Raw genomic sequence first — 19810 nt, forward strand, 5'->3', positions numbered from 1 at the left:
CGGTCGTTTACGCGCGTTGCGCGCTTGAACGCGCGTCAATATCACACCCGGAAAAAATTCGCTTGCGCTATTGAATATGCACTAGAATGCGTGCCTATTGGAATCTTCGGTTGTCCGAATTCTCCGAAAAAACACTCAATCAAGACAACACTATTTCGGGAGGAACCGCATGAGCGGTGCAGCTACTTCACCCGCCAAGGGACCCCTTCCAGAATTCAAGCAAATCATGGGCCACCCAGCACCACTGTGGATGCTGTTCATGACTGAATTCTGGGAGCGTTTCGCTTTCTACGGCATTCGTTGGGCACTTGTGCTTTATATCGTCGCCCAGTTCTACGGCGGCGACGCGGCCGGCCAGGCCGACGCCAACCTGACCTACGGTTCCTATCTCGCGCTGGTGTATGCCGGCGCCGTCTTCGGCGGCTACGTGGCCGACCGCGTCATCGGCTACCAGCGCTCGATCCTCGTCGGCGCGATCTTCATGGCGGCCGGCCTGTTCATGATCACGATCCCGAATCCGGACGTCTTCAAGCTCGGCCTGGCGACCATCATCGTCGGCAACGGCATGTTCAAGCCGAACATCTCGACCATGGTCGGCCAGCTCTACTCGCTGGGCGATACCCGCCGTGACAGCGGCTTCACGATCTTCTACATGGGCATCAACATCGGCGCCTTCTTCGCCCCGATCCTGACCCAGATCCTGGCCCAGAACGTGTTCAACACCGGCGACACCCCGGCCTACAAGGTCGTGTTCTTCGCCTCCGGCATCGGCATGCTGCTGTCGCTGGTGTGGTTCTACGTCGGCCGCAAGACCCTGAAGGGCATCGGCGCACCGGTCGGCGAACTGGCCAGCCCGAAACGCCTGCTCGCCGTGGTGATCGGCTCGATCGTCGTGATCCCGGTCGTCTACCTGCTGCTGCGCGCCGGCGCCGCCAAGCTGCAAGGCGTGCTGACCGTCCTGTTCATCATCCTCGCGATCATGCTGATCGTCGAAGGCGTCCGCGAAGGCAAGGTCGCGCGCGACAAGACCATCGCCATGATGATCATCTTCGCCTTCAATATCCTGTTCTGGTGCTTCTTCGAACAGGCCGGCAGCTCGTTCACCTTCCTGGCCGACCAGATCGTGAACCGCAACCTGGATGGCTGGATCTTCCCGGTGGCCTGGTTCCAGTCGGTGAACTCGGTGGCGATCATCGTGTTCGCGCCGATCATCGCCGCGGTCTGGGTCTGGCTGGGCAAGCGCAACGCCAACCCGTCGATCCCGCGCAAGTTCGGCCTCGGCCTGGTGTTCAACGGCCTGGCCTTCGGCCTGCTGATGTACGCGCTGTCGCAACTGATCGACGACCAGGGCAAGATCCCGTTCTGGACCCTGTTCATGGTCTACGTGATCCAGTCCGTCGGTGAACTGTGCCTGTCGCCGATCGGCCTGTCGATGGTGACCAAGCTGGCGCCGGTGCGCCTGGTGGGCCTGGGCATGGGCGGCTGGTTCCTGTCGACCGGTATCGGCAACAACCTGTCGGGCATCTTCGCTTCGCACGTCTCGGGCGAAACCGGCATGTCGGTGACCTCGGCCCTGGGCGGCTACACCTTCGGCTTCTGGTCGCTGCTGGGCGGCGGCGTGCTGCTGCTGCTGGTGGCGCCGCTGATCCAGAAACTGATGCATGGCGTGAAGTAAGCGTCCGACGCCTCAACGAGAACGGCGGCCCGAGGGCCGCCGTTCTCGTTTGTGCTGGCGGCCGCGGTGCGAACCGCACAACTTACACCTTGTCGAGCTGCGCACTCATCTCCCTCATCTCCCCGAACATCCACTCCCTGAAGCGCTGCACCTTGAGCATGTGCTCCTTGTGCGGATTCGCCAGGAACCGGTAGCCGTTCGCAAACGGCGCGCTGCGGCACGGTATGCGCCTCAGCGCGCCCGACACGATGTCCTGGAACGCGATCCCGTACGGCACCAGCGCCACCCCCTGCCCCGCCACCGCCGCCTGCACCAGCACGCCCCAGTGGCTGTAGCCGCGCGAGAAATCGTACTTGCCCTTGAGCGCCTTGTTCTCGTTGAGCAGCTGCAGCCAGGCCTCGGGCGACTGTTCCACCAGCAGGCGGTAATGCGGCAGGTCGGCCAGGGCCAGGGCCGCCTGGCCCGGGGCCAGCAGCTCGGGGCTGTACACCGGCACCAGGCGCTCGCGGAACAGCACCGTCGGGTCGCCGTCGCGCACCGGCCCGTAGCGGATCGCCACGTCGGTGCTGTCCGCGTGCAGGTCGACCGGCGCATCGTTCGAGTCGATCCGGATGTCGAGCTCCGGATACTGCTTGGTGAAGCGGTGCATGCGCGGCACCAGCCACTTGATCGCGAACGAATGCGTGGTCGAGATCCGCAGGATCGCTTCCTCGTCGCCGCGCTGCAGCGCCGCCACCTTGGCGCGCAGGTCGGCCAGCATGCGGCCGGTGGCGATCGCCAGCTCCTGCCCTTTCTCGGTCAGCGAGATATGCCGCGGATGGCGGACGAACAGCGGAAAGCCGATGTTTTCCTCGAGCTGCTTGACCTGGAGGCTGACCGCCGCCGGCGTCTTGTGCAGCTCGCGCGCGGCCAGCTTGAAGCTGCCCCAGCGTGCCGCGCAATCGAAATCGATGAGTCCCGAGAGGCTGCGCAAAGGTTTCATGCCAGCTCCATGCGTAAGAAATTCTTATTCAATCCAGTACTTTTTCTAGTTTGATCAATTTTACTGCTAGGCGGAAAATATACGCGATCAGACAAGGAAAAGTCATGCCCAAGAATATTTTGGTGATCGGTGGCACCCGCTTTTTCGGAAAACTGCTAGTGCAGCGCCTTCTCCGGGCCGGCCACCGCGTGACGATCGCGACGCGCGGCTACGCTCCCGACCCCTTCGGTGACCGCATCAGCCGCATCCGCGTTGACCGCCGCAACGAAACCGCGATGCGCGCCGCCTTCCGCGACGCCCGCTTCGACATCGTCTACGACCAGATGTGCTACTCGCCACTGGACGCCGCGATCTCGGTGCGCGTGTTCGGCGGCAGGGTCAAGCGCTACGTGATGACCTCGACCATCGACGCCTACCGCGAGCTGGAACCCGCCGGCCGGCCCTTCCTCGAAGACGACCTGCAGGTCCTGGCCCAGCCGATCGACACCGCCTATCCATGGCACGACCCGGCGCGCGCCATCGAGAGTTATGTATGCGGCAAGATCCAGGCCGAGGCCTACCTGTACCGCGACGGCAGCATGCCGGTCGTGACCGCGCGCCTGGCCCACGTGCTGGGCGGCCCGGACGACTTCACCGGACGCCTGGCCCACTACGTGGACCTGGTGCGCCTGCGCGGCGTGCTGCCCTACACCGACCCACAAGCCTGCGTGTCCTTCATGGAAGCCCAGGAGGCGGCCAACTTCCTGTTCTGGGCCGGCGCCCGGGACTTCACCGGCCCGGTGAATGCCGCCGACGACGGCCCGCTGTCCGCCTTCGAACTGCATGGCCGGGTGGCGCAAGTCCTCGACGAGCAGGCCCGCACCCGCCAGGCGGCGCAGGCGGCCGCCCCCGGCGAACTGTCGCCGTTCGACTTCCCCTCGCCGCTGGTGCTCGACACCGGCCGCGCGAAGTCGCTGGGCTACCGCTTCGGCCATGCCGACGACTGGCTCGACAACGCCATCCGCCAGCACGACCTGGCCTACGTCTAGGCGAAACCAGGCGAACCTCCAAAAGACAACGCCGGCTCGGAGCCGGCGTTGTCTTTTTCTACAGGCGCACGATCACTTCTGCGCCTTCTCGCGCGCCACCCGGAACAGCAGCAGGATGATCGCCGCATACGGGATCAAGGTCAGCAGGTTCGCATCCGGCCCCGCGAAGAACGGGTTCGAGGCTTCCGCCCACCTGGCCATCGCGCTGTCGAAACCGGTCAGCACGCCGGCGGTGATCGCGATGATGATGCCGGCCAGCGCGCCGCCCGCGATATAGCCCGAGGCCAGCAGGGTGCCCGAGCTGCGGTCGCCCGCGGCCTGGCGTTCCTCCTGGTTCAGCTTCGCGTACTGCGGCAGCGCGTTGTTGCGGCGGTCGACCAGCCAGCGGATGAAGCCGCCCACCGCGATCGGCAGGGTCGACACCAGCGGCAGGTAGACGCCGACCGTGAAGGCCAGCGACTGGATGCCCGCCATTTCCAGCACCACCGAGATCATCACGCCGAACAGCACCAGGGTCCACGGCAGTTCCTGGTCGAGGATGCCCTTGATGATATACGACATCAGCACCGCCTTCGGCGCGTCGTACTTCTTGACTTCGGTGCCGTCCGGACGGGTCTTGTGGGTGCCGTTGATGCCCGGGTCGACCAGGTAGGCCACCTTGCCGTCGTCCGCCACCAGGTACTTGCCGGCCGGGCCGCCGGCGGTATCGGTCTTGTGCCAGACCTTGTAGGTGTTCGTGTCCGAGGACGCCTGCGGGCCTTCGATGCGCGCGGTCTGGGTCAGCCTGGCCGCGTCGACGGTGAGGTTCGGCGCCACCTGGGCCGCCGGCACGTAGACCGTGCCGGCCTCGTTCAGCTTGAGCAGGATCGGTCCCAGGATCAGGGCCGAGGCGAAGGCGCCGCACAGGATCGCATACTGCTGCATGCGCGGGGTCGAGCCGACCAGGAAGCCGGTCTTCAGGTCCTGCGAGGTGGTGCCGGCGTTGCTGGCGGCGATGCAGACGATGGCGCCGACCGACAGCGCGGTCACGTAATACTGGCCGCCGGTCCAGCCCATCACCAGGAAGATCAGGCAGGTGAACAGCAGGGTGGCCACCGCCATGCCCGAGATCGGATTGGACGAGGAACCGACTTCGCCGGTCAGGCGCGAGGACACGGTGGCGAACAGGAAGCCGAACACCAGGATCAGCAGCGCGCCCAGCAGATTCATGTGCAGCGGGGTGGCCACGGTGATGATGGCGATGATGGCCAGGCAGCCGATCAGCACCCATTTCATCGGGATGTCCTGGTCGGTGCGCAGCGCGGTATTCGCCGAACTTCCCTTGCCCTTGCCCATCCCGGCCAGGCCGGCGGACAGGCCGCGCCAGATCATCGGCATCGCCCGCACCAGCGAGATCAGGCCGGCCGCCGCCACCGCGCCCGCGCCGATGTAGAGCACATAGGCGTTGCGGATGTCGTCCGGCGACATGTCCCTGATCAGGGTCGTCCCCGGCGACAGCGGCACGGTGAGCAGCTCGCCGAAGAACTTGATCATCGGGATCAGGAGCAGATAGGACAGCACGCCGCCCGCCGCCATCGTGAACGCGATGCGCGGACCGATGATGTAGCCCACGCCGAGCAGTTCGGGCGAGACCTCGGCGCCGGCCGAACCGCCCTTCAGGGGCGCGGCGAACTCGAAGTTGACGGTATCCTTCCAGCCCTTGAACGAGACGCTCAGGGTCTTGTACAGCAGGCCGATGCCGAAGCCGCCGAAGATGATGGCGGCGCGGCGCCTGGCGTCGCGGGCGGCGTCCGAACCGGCCTCGCGGATCTCGCCGGCGGCCTCGCGCGAGACGTCGGTGGCGGCGGCCTTGAGCACCTCGGCGCAGGCGGTGCCTTCCGGGTACTTGAGTTCGCGGTGCTGGTCGACGATCATGGTGCGGCGCATCGGGATCATCATCAGGATGCCCAGCAGGCCGCCCAGCACGCCGACCAGCATCACGCGCGAGATCTCCAGGTCGAAGCCCAGGATCATGATGGCGGGCATGGTGACGCCCAGGCCGAAGGCCAGCGATTCGCCGGCCGAGCCGGCGGTCTGGGTGATGCTGTTCTCGAGGATGGTCGACTGGCGCGCGCCCATCTTGTGCGCCATGCCGAACAGCGTGATCGCGATCACCGCCACCGGGATCGAGGCGCTGACGGTCAGGCCGACCTTCAGCACCAGGTAAAGGGACGAGGCCCCGAACACCATCCCCAGCACGACGCCCATGACGAGGGCGCGCAGGGTCATTTCGGGCAGGCGGGCGGTAGCCGGTATGTACGGCTTGAAGCCGGCCGGATTCGGATCGTAAGGCATGGGTTTCCTTTGGTGCTTGCACGGCCCGCCATGTTTGGACGTGCCTGAAACCGAGAATATCGCACATGCCGTAATGGAATGAAAGCGGATTATAATGCGCCGCTGACGGCCCGCAGTCCGGCCACACCATGAGGTTCCCGTAGTGTCCAAGTCCACCAGGCTGCCCCCGCAGCGCCCCGGCCGCGTACGCGGTTTCATCCTTCTCATCCTTGCCGCCGTGTTGCTGGCTGCCGGCGGCGCCGTGGTCTACGTCATGTCGGCGATCCTGCCGAACGTGCCCGCGATCGACGCCGTCACCGACTACCGGCCCAAGATACCGCTGCGCATTTATACCGCCGACAATGTCCTGATCGGCGAATTCGGCGTCGAGCACCGCGATTTCGTGCCGATCTCGAAGATCCCGCCGATGATGAAGACCGCCCTGCTGGCGATCGAGGACACCCGCTTCTACGAGCATGGCGGCATCGACTGGATCCGCGCGGCCGGCGCCGCCAGGTCGAACCTGCGCGGCGGCTTCCGCCAGGGCGCCTCGACGATCACGATGCAGGTGGCGCGCAACTTCTTCCTGTCGCGCGAGAAGGTCATCTCGCGCAAGCTCACCGAGATCGCGCTCGCCTACAAGATCGAGGACGCCCTGACCAAGGACCAGATCCTCGAGCTGTACATGAACCAGATCTACCTGGGCCAGCGTTCCTACGGCTTCTCGAGCGCGGCGCGCAGCTACTTCGGCAAGCCGCTCGACGGGCTGACCCTGGCCGAGACGGCGATGCTGGCCGGCCTGCCGCAGAATCCGGCGCGCCACAACCCGGTCGCCAACCCCAGGCGCGCGCAGCAGCGCCAGCACGCCGTGCTCAAGCGCCTGTTCGAGCTGGGCGACATCACCGAGACCCAGTACCGGCAGGCGCTGGCGGAACCGCTGCGCGTCAAGCGCGACGCCGGCCAGGAATACGATACCAGGGCCGACTACGTGGCCGAACTGGCGCGCCAGGTCGTCTACGAACAGTTCAAGGAAGAGGCCTACACGCGCGGCATCACCGTCACCACCACCATCCTGAAGGCCGAGCAGGACGCGGCCTACGAATCGGTGCGCCGCAACGTGATGGAATACGACCGCCGCCACGGCTACCGCGGTCCCGAGGCGCGCATCGAGCTGCCCCAGGACCCGGTCGAGCGCGAGGAAGCGATCGCCGAGGCGCTGCAGAAGCGCCCCGGCAGCGACGGCCTGCTGCCGGCGGTGGTCACCGCCGCGGGCCCGAAGGAAGTACGCGCCGAGACCCAGGGCGGCGACGACATCGTCATCCGGGGCGCCGGCCTGAAGTTCGCGGCGAACGCGCTGTCGGACAAGGCCAGGGACGCCGTCAGGATCACGCCGGGCGCGGTGATCCGCGTCGCCAGGCTGGAGAAGAGCGAGGACTGGGCGATCGCCCAGGTGCCGCAGGTGGCGGCGGCTTTCGTCGCCATCGATGCCGACACCGGCGCCTACCACGCGCTGGTGGGCGGCTTCGACTACAACCTGCAGAAGTTCAACCACGTGACCCAGGCCTGGCGCCAGCCCGGATCGGCGATCAAGCCCTTCGTCTATTCGGCCGCGCTGGAACGAGGCTATTCGCCGGCCACCCGCATCCTCGACGAGCCGCTCGACCTGCCGGGCGAGAACGCCGGCGCCACCTGGTCGCCGCAGAACGACGACGGCGTGTTCGACGGGGCCGTCACGATGCGTTCGTCGCTGGCGCACTCGAAGAACGTGCCCACGGTGCGCCTGCTGCGCGCGCTGTCGGTGGACTTCACCCACCAATACCTGGAGCACTTCGGCTTCGACCTGGCGCGCCATCCGAAGAACCTGACCCTGGCGCTGGGCACCGGCGCGGTGACGCCGCTGCAGATGGCCGGCGCCTACGCCGTGTTCGCCAACGGCGGCTACCGCGTCAAGCCCTACCTGATCGCCAAGATCCAGGACGGCAACGGCACCATCATCGCCGAGAACAAGCCGGCCCCGGCGCAGCAGGAGGAAAACCGCGTGATCACGGCGCGCAACGCCTTCGTCACCGACAGCATGCTGCGCGACGTGACCCGCTACGGCACCGGCGCCGCCTCGACCCAGCGCCTGGGCCGCAGCGACATCGCCGGCAAGACCGGCACCACCAGCGACGCCTTCGACGGCTGGTTCGCGGGCTATGGCGGCAAGGTCGTGGCGGTGGCCTGGATGGGCTATGACGAGCCGCGCTCGCTGGGCGGCAAGGAGTTCGGCTCGACCCTGGCGCTGCCGATCTGGATCGACTACATGCGGGTGGCGCTGGCCAAGGTGCCGCAGCAGGAGCGGGTGGCGCCCGAGGACGTGATGCGCGAGGGCGAGGACTGGATCTATCCGGAGTTCCTCGACGCGCCCGAACTGCGCAACATCGACATCGATCCCGCGCTCGACGACGCCGCGCCCGCGGCGCCCGCCGACCCGGACGCGCCCGGACCGGACGACGACGAGGACCCTCCCCTGCATCCCGTGCCGACGCCGGTCCCGGCGCCGCCGCCCGCGCCGCCCGCGCCACCGGCGCCGCCGATCGCGCCCACGCTGCGTCCTTGATGGTAAGCTGACGGGCTCCGGCCGCCGCGCCGGAGTCCCGCGGACCGCCTGCTGGGCTGAATGGGCGCTCCGCCTGTCCGCTTACAACAAGGAGATCATCATGGCTTATGTCGACGGTTTTGTCCTTCCCCTGCCCAAGGCCAATCTCGAGGCCTATCGCGAAATGTCCACCAGGTGCGGCCAGATCTGGCGCGAACACGGCGCGCTCGAGTTCCGCGAATGCATCGCCGACGATGTCAAACCCGGCAAACTGACCTCGTTCCCCCAAAGCGTCGACCTCAAGGACGACGAGATGGTGGTCTTTTCCTGGATCGTCTACGAATCGCGCGCCAAGCGCGACGAAGTCAACGACAAGGTCATGAAGGATCCACGCATGGCCGACATGATGCAGCCCGGGGCCATGCCCTTCGACGGCAAGCGCATGGTCTACGGCGGCTTCGAGATGATCATCGACCTGTAGGCGGACCGGACCGGGGACCTCGTATGGATTGTTCCCGGTCCATTGTTATACAATCTGGAAACTTTTTTTCCTCCGTTCCAACGATGACGCCTGACCAGCATGCCGACATCGACGCGCTGCGCCGCCGCATGCTGACAGGCGCGCTGGCCGCCGTCCCTTCCCTGGCCCTGCCTGCGCTGGCGCAGGAAGCGCCGAAGCAGCTGATCGTCGGCGGCCTGCCCGTGACCTGCAACCTGACCCTGCCGATCGCCTGCATGGCCAAAACCCGCGTCAACGAGAAGCTCGGCGCCGGTCCCGCGCCCTTCGTGTACGCCAAGTTCAGCGGCTGGCCGGAGATCAAGGAATCCCTGATGACCGGACGGGTCCAGGCGGCCTACATGCTGGCGCCGCTGGTCATGGACCTGGTCGACAGCCGGATTCCGCTGAAGGTCGTCTCGCTCGGCCACCGCTCGGGCGCGGTGATCATGGTCCGCACCGATTCCCCGGCGCGCAGCTTTCGCGACCTGCGCGGCAAGAGCATCGCCATCCCCAGCCGCTTCGCGGTCGACTTCCTGTTCCTGCGCAAGATGCTGGCGCGCGCCGGCATGTCGCCCAAGGACATCTCGATCGTCGAGATGGCCCCGCCGGACATGCCCGCCGCGCTGTATGCGCGCGCGGTCGACGCCTATTGCACCGGCGAGCCGTTCGGCGCGGCCGCCCAGCGCGCCGGCTATGCGCGCCCGCTGGCGATGACGCGCGACGAATGGCGCAACTACATCTGCTGCGTGCTCACCGTGCGCGAAGACCTGATCCGATCGAGCCGCCCCATGGTGCAGGACCTGGTGAACCACATCCAGGCGGCCGGCCACTGGCTCGACGGGGGCCCGGCGAACCGCGACAAGGCGGCGCTGATCGCCTCCAGCCGCCAGTTCTTCGGCCAGGATCCGAAGATCATCAAGTTCGTGATGGACAATCCCGAAGACCGCGTGACCTATGGCGACCTGCGCATGATCCGCGCCGAGTTCGACGAACTGATGCAGCTCTCGCTCGAGGCGCGCACCCTGAAGCGGCCGGTGGCCTACGAGCGCTACGTCGACGAAAGCTTCTACAAGAACGTGAAACCGGTACCGATCCCGCTGTGAAGACACTCCTGCTTTCCCTGCTGCTGTGCTGCGGCCTGGCCCAGGCCCAGACCCTCAAGTCCGGCGTCTTCGAGCCGCCCCGCGCCGCGCCCGATATCGCGCTGCCGGCGTCCACCGGCAAGCCGTTCAGGCTGTCCGGCCTGCGCGGCAAGGTCGTGGTGCTGGAGTTCGGCTATACCCACTGCCCGGCCGTCTGTCCCGTGTCGCTGGCGGCGCTGGTCCAGGCCCGCACCCTGCTGGGGCCCGCCGCCGCCGAGGTCCAGGTGCTGTTCGTCACGGTCGACCCGGAGCGCGACAGCACCAGCCGCCTGCGCAGCTACCTGGCGCAGTTCGATCCCGGCTTCATCGGCATCGGCGGCACGCCGGCGCAGATCGCCGCCGTCCTGCGCGACTACGGCATCAGCGTCGGCAGGCAGGCCGGCGACGGCAAGGCCGGCTACCAGCTGGGGCATTCGTCCTACCTGTACTTCATCGACCGGCGCGGCATGCTGCGCGCGCTGATGCCGTTCGGACGTCCGGCCGCCGATATCGCGCATGACCTCGCGATCCTGTTGAAGCAGTAGCGCATGCGCCCGAATCGCCGCCTCCGGCCCGCCTGGCTGCTGCTTGCCTGCGCCATCGCCTTCCTCGCGTGGGCGATGTGGGCGCCGCTGCCCGCATCCGACCGCGACCAGCTGTTCGAGATCCCGGAGGGCACCTGGGCGCGCCGCATGGCGGGCGAGAAGCGCGACATCCTGCCCGCCACCATCCGCCTGACCCTGGGCGTGAAGGACGTGCTCCTGCTGCGCAACAGGGACAGCGTGCCGCAGGTCTTCGGTCCGGTGCTGATCATGCCGGGCCAGGATTTCCGCCTGCCGTTCGAGACCGTCTCCGAGAACGAATTCAACTGCACCGCCCACAGCAGCGGCTCGATGAAGGTGATCGTCGACCCGCACCCGGCGCCTGGCCCTGCGCGCCTGCGCTGGCGGCTGGCCGCCTGGTCCGCGGCGCTGCGCCATTCACCCTGGCCTGATCGAGGAAGCCCCCCTTGGAAAAACTGAAACGCACCTGGCCCGCCCTGCTGCTCATTGCCGTCCTGGTCGCCGTCTGGCACCTGGCGGTCGTGCAGACGGCCAGCCTGATCTTCCCCGGTCCGGGCCAGGTCCTGGCGGGCGCCGCCGAACTGGCGCAGGACGGCACCCTGTGGCAGCACATCGGCGCTTCCCTGATGCGCGTCGCCACCGGCTTCATGCTGGCGGTGATGGTCGCGGTGCCGACCGGCTTGTGGATGGGCCGCGTCGACGCCGTGTACCACACGCTCAACCCCCTGTTCCAGATCCTGCGGCCGATCTCTCCGATTGCCTGGATTCCGCTGGCGATCCTGTGGTTCGGGGTCGGCGATGTCGCCCCGGTATTCCTGATCTTCCTGGCCGCCGTGTTCCCGATGATCGTGCAGACCGCGAATGGCGTGCACACCATCGAACAGCGCTACCTGCACGCCGCCATGAACTTCGGCGTGTCGCGCCAGAAGATGTTCCACCAGGTGATCGTGCCGGCCGTGCTGCCCGAGATCGTGGTCGGCATGCGCGTCGGCCTCGGCGTCGCCTGGCTGGTGGTGGTGGCGGCCGAAATGATCGTCCGCAACTCCGGCCTGGGCTACCTGATCATCGACGCGCGCAACGCCGGCAACCGCTACGACCTGGTGGTGGCGAGCATGGTGATCATCGGCGTCATCGGGCTGCTGCTGGACGCCGCGATGCGCAGGCTGGAAAGACTCGACTCGGTAAGGTGGCGCTATGGCGGTTAAAATTGTGATCGATGGGATCAGGAAGAGTTTCACGCAGGGCGGCATTGCGCTGCCGGTGGTGGGCGGCGTCAGCCTGGACATCGCCGACGGCGAATTCGTCGCCATCGTCGGCCCGTCCGGCTGCGGCAAGTCGACCCTGATGCGGATGATCTCAGGCTTCGAGCGGCCGGACGCCGGCAGCGTGCGGATCGACGGCGAACGCTTGACGCGTCCGGGACCGCAGGGCATCGTGATCTCGCAGCATGGCTCGGTGTTCCCGTGGCTGACCGTGCAGGAAAACCTGATGTTCGGGCTGAACGCGGGCGAGCGCGCGCAGAAGGCCAGGCTGGCCGATCACTACGCGGAGATGGTCGGCCTGAAGGGCTTCGAGAACGCCTATCCGCGCGAGCTCTCGGGCGGCATGCTCAAGCGCGTCGAGATCGCGCGCGCGCTGGTGGTCAAGCCCGAAATCCTCTACATGGACGAACCCTTCTCGGCGCTCGACGCCCTGATGAACCTGCGCATGCGCAACGAACTGCTGCGCATCCTGCAGGAAGAACGCCACACCGTGGTGCTGATCACCCACGACGTCGAGGAAGCGCTGTACCTGGCCGACCGCATCATGGTGCTGTCGCCGCGCCCGGCGACGATCCAGGCCAGCTTCCGGGTCGCCCAGGCGCATCCGCGCAAGCTGTCCAGCCCGGAGCTGCAGCAGATGAAGGACGCGATTCTTGCCGAACTCGGGCTGACCGCCTAGGCGCGCAACACCCCGCCCCTGCGCGCCGGCGCCTGTATTGACAGGCCCGGCGCCAGCTCCCTGGCACTGTCACGCCGGCGCCACGGACAATTGACAGCACGGCGATCGTCATGCAACATCAATTTCCATTCATCAACTGCCGGCCGTAGCGGCCTGCGAACCACCCATGAGCCCCACTTCGCTGACCTTCGACATGCCCGACCTGGCTGCCCGCCTGGACCAATGCTCGCCCGAGGAGCTCGACCAGCTCGGCTTCGGCGTGATCGGCTTCGACGCCGACACCCATGTCCATCGCTACAACGCCTTCGAGTCCCAGGCCGCCGGCCTGTCGCAGCAGCGCGTGGTCGGCCAGCCGCTGTTCACCAACGTGGCGCCGTGCATGAACAACTTCATGGTGGCCCAGCGCTTCGAGGACGCCGCCGCGGACGGCGGCACGCTCGACGACACCATCGACTACGTGCTGACCCTGCGCATGCGCCCGGTCAAGGTGGCCCTGCGCCTGCTGGCCGGCCCTGGCCGCGCCAACCGCTACGTGCTGGTCCAGCGGCAGCCGCGGTGAACCGCGACGCCGCACAACTGCACGCCGAACACGAGGCGCTGATCCAGTTCCTGTACCTGGCCCCGATCGGACTGGTGCAGGCCGACATCGACGGCGCGATCTCGATGCTGAACCCGATCGCGGCCCAGCTCCTGATGCCGCTCTCGCGCGACGGCGGGCTGGACAACCTGTTCCAGGCCCTCGAAAGCGTCGCACCCGACCTGCGCAACCTGTGCGCACGCTACGGCCATGCGAGCGGCAAGGTCTGCGACGGCCTGCACGTGCACCTGAACGCGGGCGGCGCCGGGCGCAGGATCCCGCAGATCCTGTCGGTGACCCTGCTCAAGCTGGACGCCGGCCGCCTGATGGCGGTGATCGGCGACATCACCGAGCAGGTACGGCGCGAGCGCCAGCTGCGCCAGAGCGACGCCTGGCTCAACGCCATCCTGGCCGGCATCACCGACTATGCGCTCGCGGGCCTCGACGCCCAGGGCCGCATCGTCGACTGGAACGCCAGCATCGGGCGCGTGACCGGTTTCGGCGCGGACGCGGCCGGCCAGCCCTACTCGATCTTCTATCCGGACGACGCCATGACGCCGGAGCACCTGCTGGACCGCCTGCGCGAGGCCGACGACAACGGCTGGACCCTCGACGAGGGCCGCCGCCGGCGCGCCGACGGCAGCTATTTCTGGGGCAGCGCGATGATCGCGCCCCTGCCCGACCGCGATCCCCTGCCCGGCCACGAGGCCGCGGGCGCGGCCTATTGCCTGATCCTGCGCGACATCAGCGACAAGCGCGAGGCCAGCGAGCGCCGCCGCCGCGAGACCTTCGGCGACTACCTCACCGGCCTGGCCAACCGGCGCGCCTTCTTCGAGGCCGCCGAACAGGAGCTGGCGCGCAGCCGGGCCGCACCCCGGCCCACCGCGGTGATCGTCATCGACGCCGACCATTTCAAGGCCATCAACGACCGCCATGGCCACCCGGGCGGCGACGCCGTTCTCCAGCACCTGGCCGCCATCCTGGGCGACACCTTCCGCGCGGTGGACGTGGTGGCGCGCATCGGCGGCGAGGAATTCGCCGTGCTGCTGCCCTCCACCGACCTGGCGCGCGCCGCCGTCGTGGCCGAGCGCCTGCGCGCCGCCGTCGCCTCGCAGCCGGCCCGCTTCGACGGCGCCAGGATCGGCTACACGGTCAGCGCCGGCGTCGCCGCAGCGAGCGACGGCGCGCTCGGCGTCGACGTCCTGCTCAAGCACGCCGACCAGGCGCTGTACGCGGCCAAGCGCGCCGGCCGCAACCGGGTCGAACGCTGGCGCCCCGAGCTGGCGCCTGCAGCAACCGAGGCGGGCCCCTTCGATGCTGCCTGATCCAGCCGACGCCTACGAGGCGCTGATGCAGTTCCTTTACCGCGCGCCGATCGGGCTGGTCGAGACCACGCTCGACGGGACCGTGGAGATGCTCAATCCGATGGCCTCCAGCCTCCTGATGCCGCTCGCCGCCGGCACCGGACTGGACAACCTGTTCGCGGTGCTGGCGCCGCTGGCGCCCGGCCTGTCCCGCACCGTCGCGGCCTACACCGATCCGTCCGGCGTCGTCTGCGAGGGCCTGCGCCTGCCGCTGGGGGCCGCGCACACGGCCCCGGGCGCGCCCCAGGTGCTGTCGCTGAACCTGATGAAGATCGACGCCGGGCGCCTGATGGCGGTGGTGAGCGATGCCACGCACGAGGTGCAGCGCGAGCAGGAAACCCTGTCGCGCCGCCTGCGCAGCGCCGCCCGCACCGACGCGCTGACCGGCATGCCGAACCGCGAGGCGGTGCGCGAGGAATTGCGGCGCCTCCTGTTCCAGCCGGATGCGGAGCGGCGCTTCGCCGTGCTGTTCCTGAATTGCGACCGCTTCCGCCAGGTCAACGACGCCTTCGGCCAGGCGGCCGGCGACCAGCTGCTGGTGCACATGGCGGACCGCATCCGCGGCGCCCTGCGTCCGCCGAACGACCGCATCGACCTGCAGGCCCGCGGCGGCCAGCTGGCGGCGCGCGTGGGCGGCGACGAATTCGTCATCGTCCTGGACGGCATGCGTGCGCGCGCCGACGCCGAAAGCGTCGCCACCCGCCTGCTGGACGCGCTCGCGCGTCCCTACCAGATCCCCGGCCACGAGATCGTGTGCAGCGCCAGCCTGGGGCTGGCCTGGGGCGCCAACGCCGCGTCGAGCCCGGACGAGGTGCTGCGCGACGCCGGCATCGCGATGGTGGAAGCCAAGCGCGCCGGCGGCGGCCGCCAGCTGGTGTTCGAGCCGGCGATGCACGAACGCGCCGCGCGCCGCGCCGACATCGAGGCCGAGCTGCGCCTGGCGATCGCCGAGGAACAGCTGTTCGTGGTCTACCAGCCGGTGGTCGAACTGCGGCCGGACGGCGGTACCGACCATGCGGCCGCGGTCGAAGCCCTGGTGCGCTGGCGCCATCCGGTGCGCGGCATCGTGCCGCCGATCGACTTCATCGGGGTGGCCGAGGAATGCGGCCTGATCGGAGCGGTCGGCGACTTCGTGCTGGAACGCGCCTGCCGCGACTTCATCGACTGGCAGGGCCGGCTCGGGGCGCGGGCGCCGCGCCTGATGGCGGTCAACCTGTCGCGCGCCCAGCTCGGCCAGCCCGGCTGGCTGGCCACCGTGCGGCGCGTGCTGGAGGCCACCGGCATCCAGCCCGCCCAGCTCCAGCTCGAAGTCACCGAAAGCCTGGCGGCCCAGGACCAGGGCATCCAGCAGCGCCTGCACGACCTGAAGGCGCTCGGGATCAAGCTCGCGCTGGACGACTTCGGCACCGGCTATTCGTCGCTCTCGAGCCTGCACCTGCTGCCGGTCGATACCGTCAAGATCGACCGCTCCTTCGTCTGCCAGGCCGATACCAGCCACCACCACCGGGTGCTGATCGAGGCCACCGTCAAGGTGGCGCAGAGCCTGGGCATGCGCACCGTGGCCGAAGGCATCGAGACCGCCTCGCAGGCCGAGGTCGTGCGCAGCCAGCACTGCGACAAGGCCCAGGGCTATTTCTACAGCCGTCCGCTGCCCGCGCCGGAGCTGCTGGCATGGCTGGATGACCGCGGGGCGCTGGCGGCCTGACGAGTACGTCGGGCCACTCCTACATGAGTTGGCGACACTCTCCTATTTTCGTGCGGGCTGCCGCGCTTACATGATGGGACCACCTCACACCCCCAAGGAGAATGACATGAACACCAACATCCAAGGCGTCCTGCTGGCAGGCCTGATGGCGATGGCGCTGGCCGCATGCAAATCGACCGAACCCAGTGCCGACGGCATGAGCGGCATGAGCGGCGCGAGCGGCATGAGCGGCGCGGGCGCGTCGAGCGCCACCCCCGGCACCGCGGGCTCCGCGATGGAATCGCAGGGCACCAGCTCGGGCACCACCGGCAATACCGGCACCAGCGGCACGACCAGCGGCGCCACCGGCACCACCGGCACGACCGGCACCACCGGTACCACCGACGCCACCGGCACCGGCACCGGCCGCTAAGCGCTGCGCCAGCGGCGGTCCCGCGCGGCCGCCGTTTCCCAAGGCCGGAAGGCCGGGATCTCATGTCTTCCTGATCAGTATGTGGGCCCTCTCCTACATACCCTATCGATTTGTTCCTATTTCATGCGCACGAGTGGGTCCGCATGATGTCAATACCAAATAACTCAAGGAGAAAGCGATGAACAAGAAATACCAAGGCGTCCTGCTGGCAGGGCTGATGGTTGTGGCTCTGGCCGGATGCAAGTCCATGGGCGGCAGCGACACCAGCGGCTCGAGCGGCTCGTCGACCATGGGTAGCGGCAGCTCCGCGACGACTCCGAGCACCGGCGCCGGCACCACCGGTTCGTCCGGCACGGGCAGCTCCACCTGGGGCACGGGTTCGAGCGGCACCGGCACCACCCCGCCCGCCACCGACACGATGCCGCCGGCCACCGGCACCATGCCGCCTACCGGCACCACGCCGCCCACCGGCACCACGCCGCCGCCGACCGGCCGCTGAACCACGTCATCTCCGCAGCAGCATCGCCGGACCCCGCGCCGTCCTTGCGGCGGCGTTCCGCGCTCTCTCCTGGCCGATGCGTCCGCAGTCGCTTCACCAACCGCTGGCGCCTCGGTCCTTGTCTGTTATCCGCATCTGCACCGGCCTGGCGCCAGCGTTCTGTTGCATGGACGCCCGACGCTGCCACGCTCGGGTAGAATCGCGGCATGTTTTTTCTCCCGACTGTCCGGCTCCCACAATGAAGAAATGGCTTGCACGCTGGTTCGGCGGCGCACGCACGGACGCGCCTGCGCCGGCCAATGCACGCCAGGCTGTTGCGGATACCCCACAGGACAGCGAGGTGCAACCCGCGCTCGAGTCGGTTTTTTTCCACTGGCTGGCGGGTCCCCATGCCTCAGCCGTGGCGCCCGGCGGCGCCCTGATCCTGGACCAGCTGGCCCGCCTGGCGCGCGATCCGCAGGCGGCCGCCGAGCTGGTGCCGCGCGTGCCCGCCGTGATCCCCCAGCTGCTGCGCAGCCTGCGCGACGAGGGCAGTTCGGCCGCCGGCCTGGCGCGCCAGGTGGCGCAGGATGCGGTGCTGGTGGCGGAGGTGATCCGCGAAGTGAACAGCCCCTACTACCGTCCCGCGACGCCGGTGCGCAGCATCGAAGGCGCGCTGCTGCTGCTCGGGCAGAACGGCCTGCGCATGCTGCTGGCGCGGGTGGCCTTCCGGCCCGTGATCGGCATGGGGACGGGCCGGATCGCGCGCCACGCCGCGCCGCTCCTGTGGAGCCTGTCCGAGAAGTGCGCGCAGGCCGCCAGCCTGCTCGCGCCGGGCCACGGCGCCGATCCCTTCGAAGCCTACCTGGCGGGACTGATGCAGAACCTGGGCCTGGTGGTGGCCCTGCGCCTGGCCGACCAGATCGTCCCCGCCGGCGCCTTGCCGGACGACGAGGACTTCGGCGCCGCCCTGCGGGCCGCCGCGCGCATCCTGTCGGCGCGCATCGCGGCGCAGTGGGAACTTCCGCAGGCCGTCGGCCAGGCCATCCTCCACGCCGGCCAGGGCGGCGCACTGGCGCAGGTCCTGGCGACGGGCGACCGGCTGGCGAAACTGCGACTGCTGCTCGATGCCGGCGTGCCCGGCCATGCCCGCGCCGCCGCGGCGCTGCCGGCCGCCGAACGATCGGTGTTCGACAGGCTCCGGCAGGACGACTGAGGCAGCTTCCTCAGCGCGGCATCGCCATCAGGCGTTCGAGTTCGGGCTGCATGGCCGCCGCCCAGATCTCGTAGCCCTTCTCGTTCGGGTGCAGCAGGTCGGGCATGATCTCCTTCGACAGCCTGCCGTCCGCCTGCAGGAAAGCCTGGTTGATGTTCATGAAGAAGACCTTGCGGTTGTCCGCCAGGGAAGGCAGCTCCGCGTTGATCTGCTCGTTGAGCCGGCGCGCGGCGCCGTCCGGCGTCTCGTCGCGCGGGAAGATCGCCAGCAGCAGGATCCTGGTATCCGGCAGGCGGCGCCGCAGTTCCTCGATATTGCGCTTGATCCCGGCGACGGTGGTGGCCGGATGGTCGCGCCGGTGGCCGGTGTTGTTCGTCCCGAACATCAGCACCGCCACCTTCGGATCGATGCCGTCGACCTCCCCATGCTTCAGGCGCCACAGGACGTTCTCGGTGCGGTCGCCGCCGAAGCCGAGGCCGAGCGCGTGATACCGGGTGTAGCGGCGCTGCCAGGTGGCGGCGCCTTCCTTTTCCCAGCCCTGGGTGATCGAGTCGCCGATGAACACCAGTTCCGGGCTCTGGCCAGAGGCCTTCATGACCTTGATGTCCTCGAGCTTCTGCAGGTGGCGCGGCATCCACCAGGCGAGCGACCAGGATTCGTTGAGGGTGTCCGGCGTGACGGCGACGGTGCGGTAATCGGGGCAAGCCGTGTTCGGGGTGCCGGCGCGGTCGAAGACCACGTTGGCGATGCTGACCTCGCCGCTGCCGGTGCCCTCGACGGTGAACGGACGCCGCACCGCCCGGAAGTCGTCGCCCTCGCGCGCGAAGCACTCCATCGACAGCACGATGCGCCGCCAGCCCTTGCCCTGCGCGGCGCGGCCCGGCACCACGTAGGAAACCGGGCGCTCGCAGTCCTCGCCGCAGCCGACCTTGAACAGGATGCCGCCCCTGGCCAGTTCGTCCACCTTCAGGTCGAAGGCCAGCGTACCCTGTGCCCGATAGGGTTCGAGGTCGACCGGCGCGCCCTGGATCCCGACGCCGCTCTTCCAGATGTTCTTCCAGCGCAGGGTGAGCGCATCGTCGGCGGCGGCCTTCGGCGACTTCCCCACCTGGACGGCGCTGTTCGGGAATGTCGCCTGCAGCGCCGCGTCGAGCGACAGCGAGGCGGCCGTCAGCACCTGTTCGGTGTCGGGCCCGATCGCGGCGACCTGCGATCCGGCCGCCGCGCGGCCCTGGTACAGGGCGAGCCGCTCGTGCCGGCTGTCCGGGGGCGGGGTCGTGGCGCAGGCGGCCAGCACCAGGGGGACCGTCAGGCAGGACAGGCTGCGGGCGGCAAGGGTCATCATTGTCTCCGGTGTA

Annotated in this window: 18 protein-coding genes; 15 read left to right on the plus strand and 3 right to left on the minus strand. The window is 68.4% G+C overall.

Translation table 11 applies throughout. From position 1 onward, the window contains the following. Positions 1–226 precede the first annotated feature (226 nt). Complete coding sequence (locus H162_RS0103810; RefSeq protein WP_267872140.1) at positions 227–1675, plus strand: peptide MFS transporter; 1449 nt, start codon at positions 227–229, stop codon at positions 1673–1675. An 82-nt stretch (positions 1676–1757) separates the two neighbouring features. Here the strand turns inward: H162_RS0103810 and H162_RS0103815 are convergent, their stop codons facing one another. Next, positions 1758–2657 (minus strand): LysR substrate-binding domain-containing protein, encoded by a 900-nt coding sequence (locus H162_RS0103815; RefSeq protein WP_026354193.1) that lies wholly within the window; start codon positions 2655–2657, stop codon positions 1758–1760. Positions 2658–2761: 104 nt separating this feature from the next. Between H162_RS0103815 and H162_RS0103820 the strand changes: the two genes are divergently transcribed. After that, entirely contained in the window at positions 2762–3685 is a 924-nt protein-coding gene (locus H162_RS0103820) for an NAD-dependent epimerase/dehydratase family protein (RefSeq protein ID WP_020652123.1), read from the plus strand. 72 nt (positions 3686–3757) lie between these two features. Here H162_RS0103820 and H162_RS0103825 read toward each other — a convergent pair whose 3' ends face one another. Beyond that, on the minus strand, positions 3758–6019 hold the full coding sequence (locus H162_RS0103825; protein WP_020652124.1) for an OPT family oligopeptide transporter: 2262 nt from the start codon (positions 6017–6019) through the stop codon (positions 3758–3760). 142 nt (positions 6020–6161) lie between these two features. Between H162_RS0103825 and H162_RS30040 the strand changes: the two genes are divergently transcribed. The 13 genes from H162_RS30040 (at position 6162) to H162_RS0103890 (ending at position 18452) form a co-directional block, all read left to right on the plus strand. Next, on the plus strand, positions 6162–8597 hold the full coding sequence (locus tag H162_RS30040; RefSeq protein WP_020652125.1) for a penicillin-binding protein 1A: 2436 nt from the start codon (positions 6162–6164) through the stop codon (positions 8595–8597). Positions 8598–8697: 100 nt separating this feature from the next. After that, positions 8698–9057 (plus strand): DUF1428 domain-containing protein, encoded by a 360-nt coding sequence (locus H162_RS0103835; RefSeq protein ID WP_020652126.1) that lies wholly within the window; start codon positions 8698–8700, stop codon positions 9055–9057. Positions 9058–9140: 83 nt separating this feature from the next. Beyond that, positions 9141–10178 (plus strand): ABC transporter substrate-binding protein, encoded by a 1038-nt coding sequence (locus H162_RS0103840; RefSeq protein ID WP_020652127.1) that lies wholly within the window; start codon positions 9141–9143, stop codon positions 10176–10178. Further along, positions 10175–10741, plus strand: a complete 567-nt coding sequence (locus tag H162_RS0103845) for an SCO family protein (protein WP_020652128.1) — start codon at positions 10175–10177, stop codon at positions 10739–10741. The genes H162_RS0103840 and H162_RS0103845 overlap by 4 nt, the downstream gene beginning before the upstream one ends. 3 nt (positions 10742–10744) lie before the next feature. Then, on the plus strand, positions 10745–11218 hold the full coding sequence (locus H162_RS0103850; RefSeq protein WP_020652129.1) for a cupredoxin domain-containing protein: 474 nt from the start codon (positions 10745–10747) through the stop codon (positions 11216–11218). Beyond that, positions 11206–11964: an ABC transporter permease gene (locus H162_RS0103855; protein ID WP_020652130.1), complete on the plus strand. Its 759-nt coding sequence runs from the start codon at positions 11206–11208 to the stop codon at positions 11962–11964. The genes H162_RS0103850 and H162_RS0103855 overlap by 13 nt, the downstream gene beginning before the upstream one ends. Further along, a complete protein-coding gene (locus tag H162_RS0103860) occupies positions 11954–12700 on the plus strand; it encodes an ABC transporter ATP-binding protein (RefSeq protein WP_020652131.1) in 747 nt (248 codons plus the stop codon). The genes H162_RS0103855 and H162_RS0103860 overlap by 11 nt, the downstream gene beginning before the upstream one ends. Positions 12701–12866: 166 nt before the next feature. Next, the gene (locus H162_RS0103865) at positions 12867–13259 is read left to right on the plus strand and encodes a hypothetical protein (protein WP_020652132.1); all 393 of its coding nucleotides are present in this window, start codon (positions 12867–12869) and stop codon (positions 13257–13259) included. Then, complete coding sequence (locus H162_RS30045) at positions 13256–14602, plus strand: GGDEF domain-containing protein (protein WP_020652133.1); 1347 nt, start codon at positions 13256–13258, stop codon at positions 14600–14602. The genes H162_RS0103865 and H162_RS30045 overlap by 4 nt, the downstream gene beginning before the upstream one ends. After that, positions 14592–16346 (plus strand): putative bifunctional diguanylate cyclase/phosphodiesterase, encoded by a 1755-nt coding sequence (locus tag H162_RS30050; protein ID WP_020652134.1) that lies wholly within the window; start codon positions 14592–14594, stop codon positions 16344–16346. The genes H162_RS30045 and H162_RS30050 overlap by 11 nt, the downstream gene beginning before the upstream one ends. A gap of 106 nt (positions 16347–16452) precedes the next feature. Beyond that, positions 16453–16758, plus strand: a complete 306-nt coding sequence (locus tag H162_RS34675; RefSeq protein ID WP_020652135.1) for a hypothetical protein — start codon at positions 16453–16455, stop codon at positions 16756–16758. A 178-nt stretch (positions 16759–16936) separates the two neighbouring features. Next, a complete protein-coding gene (locus tag H162_RS30060) occupies positions 16937–17257 on the plus strand; it encodes a hypothetical protein (protein WP_020652136.1) in 321 nt (106 codons plus the stop codon). 238 nt (positions 17258–17495) lie between these two features. After that, positions 17496–18452: an HDOD domain-containing protein gene (locus tag H162_RS0103890; RefSeq protein WP_020652137.1), complete on the plus strand. Its 957-nt coding sequence runs from the start codon at positions 17496–17498 to the stop codon at positions 18450–18452. Positions 18453–18462: 10 nt separating this feature from the next. On the opposite strand, the gene H162_RS0103895 is transcribed toward H162_RS0103890, so the two are convergent. After that, positions 18463–19794 carry a GDSL-type esterase/lipase family protein gene (locus H162_RS0103895; protein ID WP_020652138.1) on the minus strand — a complete coding sequence of 444 codons (1332 nt, stop codon included), beginning with the start codon at positions 19792–19794 and terminating at the stop codon, positions 18463–18465. Positions 19795–19810: the final 16 nt, after the last annotated feature.

The organism is Massilia niastensis DSM 21313 (assembly GCF_000382345.1).
Classification (GTDB): domain Bacteria; phylum Pseudomonadota; class Gammaproteobacteria; order Burkholderiales; family Burkholderiaceae_D; genus Telluria; species Telluria niastensis.

What these genes read in the sequence shown, in the direction of transcription:
- H162_RS0103810 (WP_267872140.1), top strand. Translation starts at nt 227, where the DNA reads ATGGGCCACCCAGCACCACTGTGGATGCTGTTCATGACTGAATTCTGG.
- H162_RS0103815 (WP_026354193.1), bottom strand. Translation starts at nt 2,657, where the DNA reads ATGAAACCTTTGCGCAGCCTCTCGGGACTCATCGATTTCGATTGCGCG.
- H162_RS0103820 (WP_020652123.1), top strand. Translation starts at nt 2,762, where the DNA reads ATGCCCAAGAATATTTTGGTGATCGGTGGCACCCGCTTTTTCGGAAAA.
- H162_RS0103825 (WP_020652124.1), bottom strand. Translation starts at nt 6,019, where the DNA reads ATGCCTTACGATCCGAATCCGGCCGGCTTCAAGCCGTACATACCGGCT.
- H162_RS0103835 (WP_020652126.1), top strand. Translation starts at nt 8,698, where the DNA reads ATGGCTTATGTCGACGGTTTTGTCCTTCCCCTGCCCAAGGCCAATCTC.
- H162_RS0103840 (WP_020652127.1), top strand. Translation starts at nt 9,141, where the DNA reads ATGACGCCTGACCAGCATGCCGACATCGACGCGCTGCGCCGCCGCATG.
- H162_RS0103850 (WP_020652129.1), top strand. Translation starts at nt 10,745, where the DNA reads ATGCGCCCGAATCGCCGCCTCCGGCCCGCCTGGCTGCTGCTTGCCTGC.
- H162_RS0103860 (WP_020652131.1), top strand. Translation starts at nt 11,954, where the DNA reads ATGGCGGTTAAAATTGTGATCGATGGGATCAGGAAGAGTTTCACGCAG.
- H162_RS0103865 (WP_020652132.1), top strand. Translation starts at nt 12,867, where the DNA reads ATGAGCCCCACTTCGCTGACCTTCGACATGCCCGACCTGGCTGCCCGC.
- H162_RS30050 (WP_020652134.1), top strand. Translation starts at nt 14,592, where the DNA reads ATGCTGCCTGATCCAGCCGACGCCTACGAGGCGCTGATGCAGTTCCTT.
- H162_RS34675 (WP_020652135.1), top strand. Translation starts at nt 16,453, where the DNA reads ATGAACACCAACATCCAAGGCGTCCTGCTGGCAGGCCTGATGGCGATG.
- H162_RS30060 (WP_020652136.1), top strand. Translation starts at nt 16,937, where the DNA reads ATGAACAAGAAATACCAAGGCGTCCTGCTGGCAGGGCTGATGGTTGTG.
- H162_RS0103890 (WP_020652137.1), top strand. Translation starts at nt 17,496, where the DNA reads ATGAAGAAATGGCTTGCACGCTGGTTCGGCGGCGCACGCACGGACGCG.
- H162_RS0103895 (WP_020652138.1), bottom strand. Translation starts at nt 19,794, where the DNA reads ATGACCCTTGCCGCCCGCAGCCTGTCCTGCCTGACGGTCCCCCTGGTG.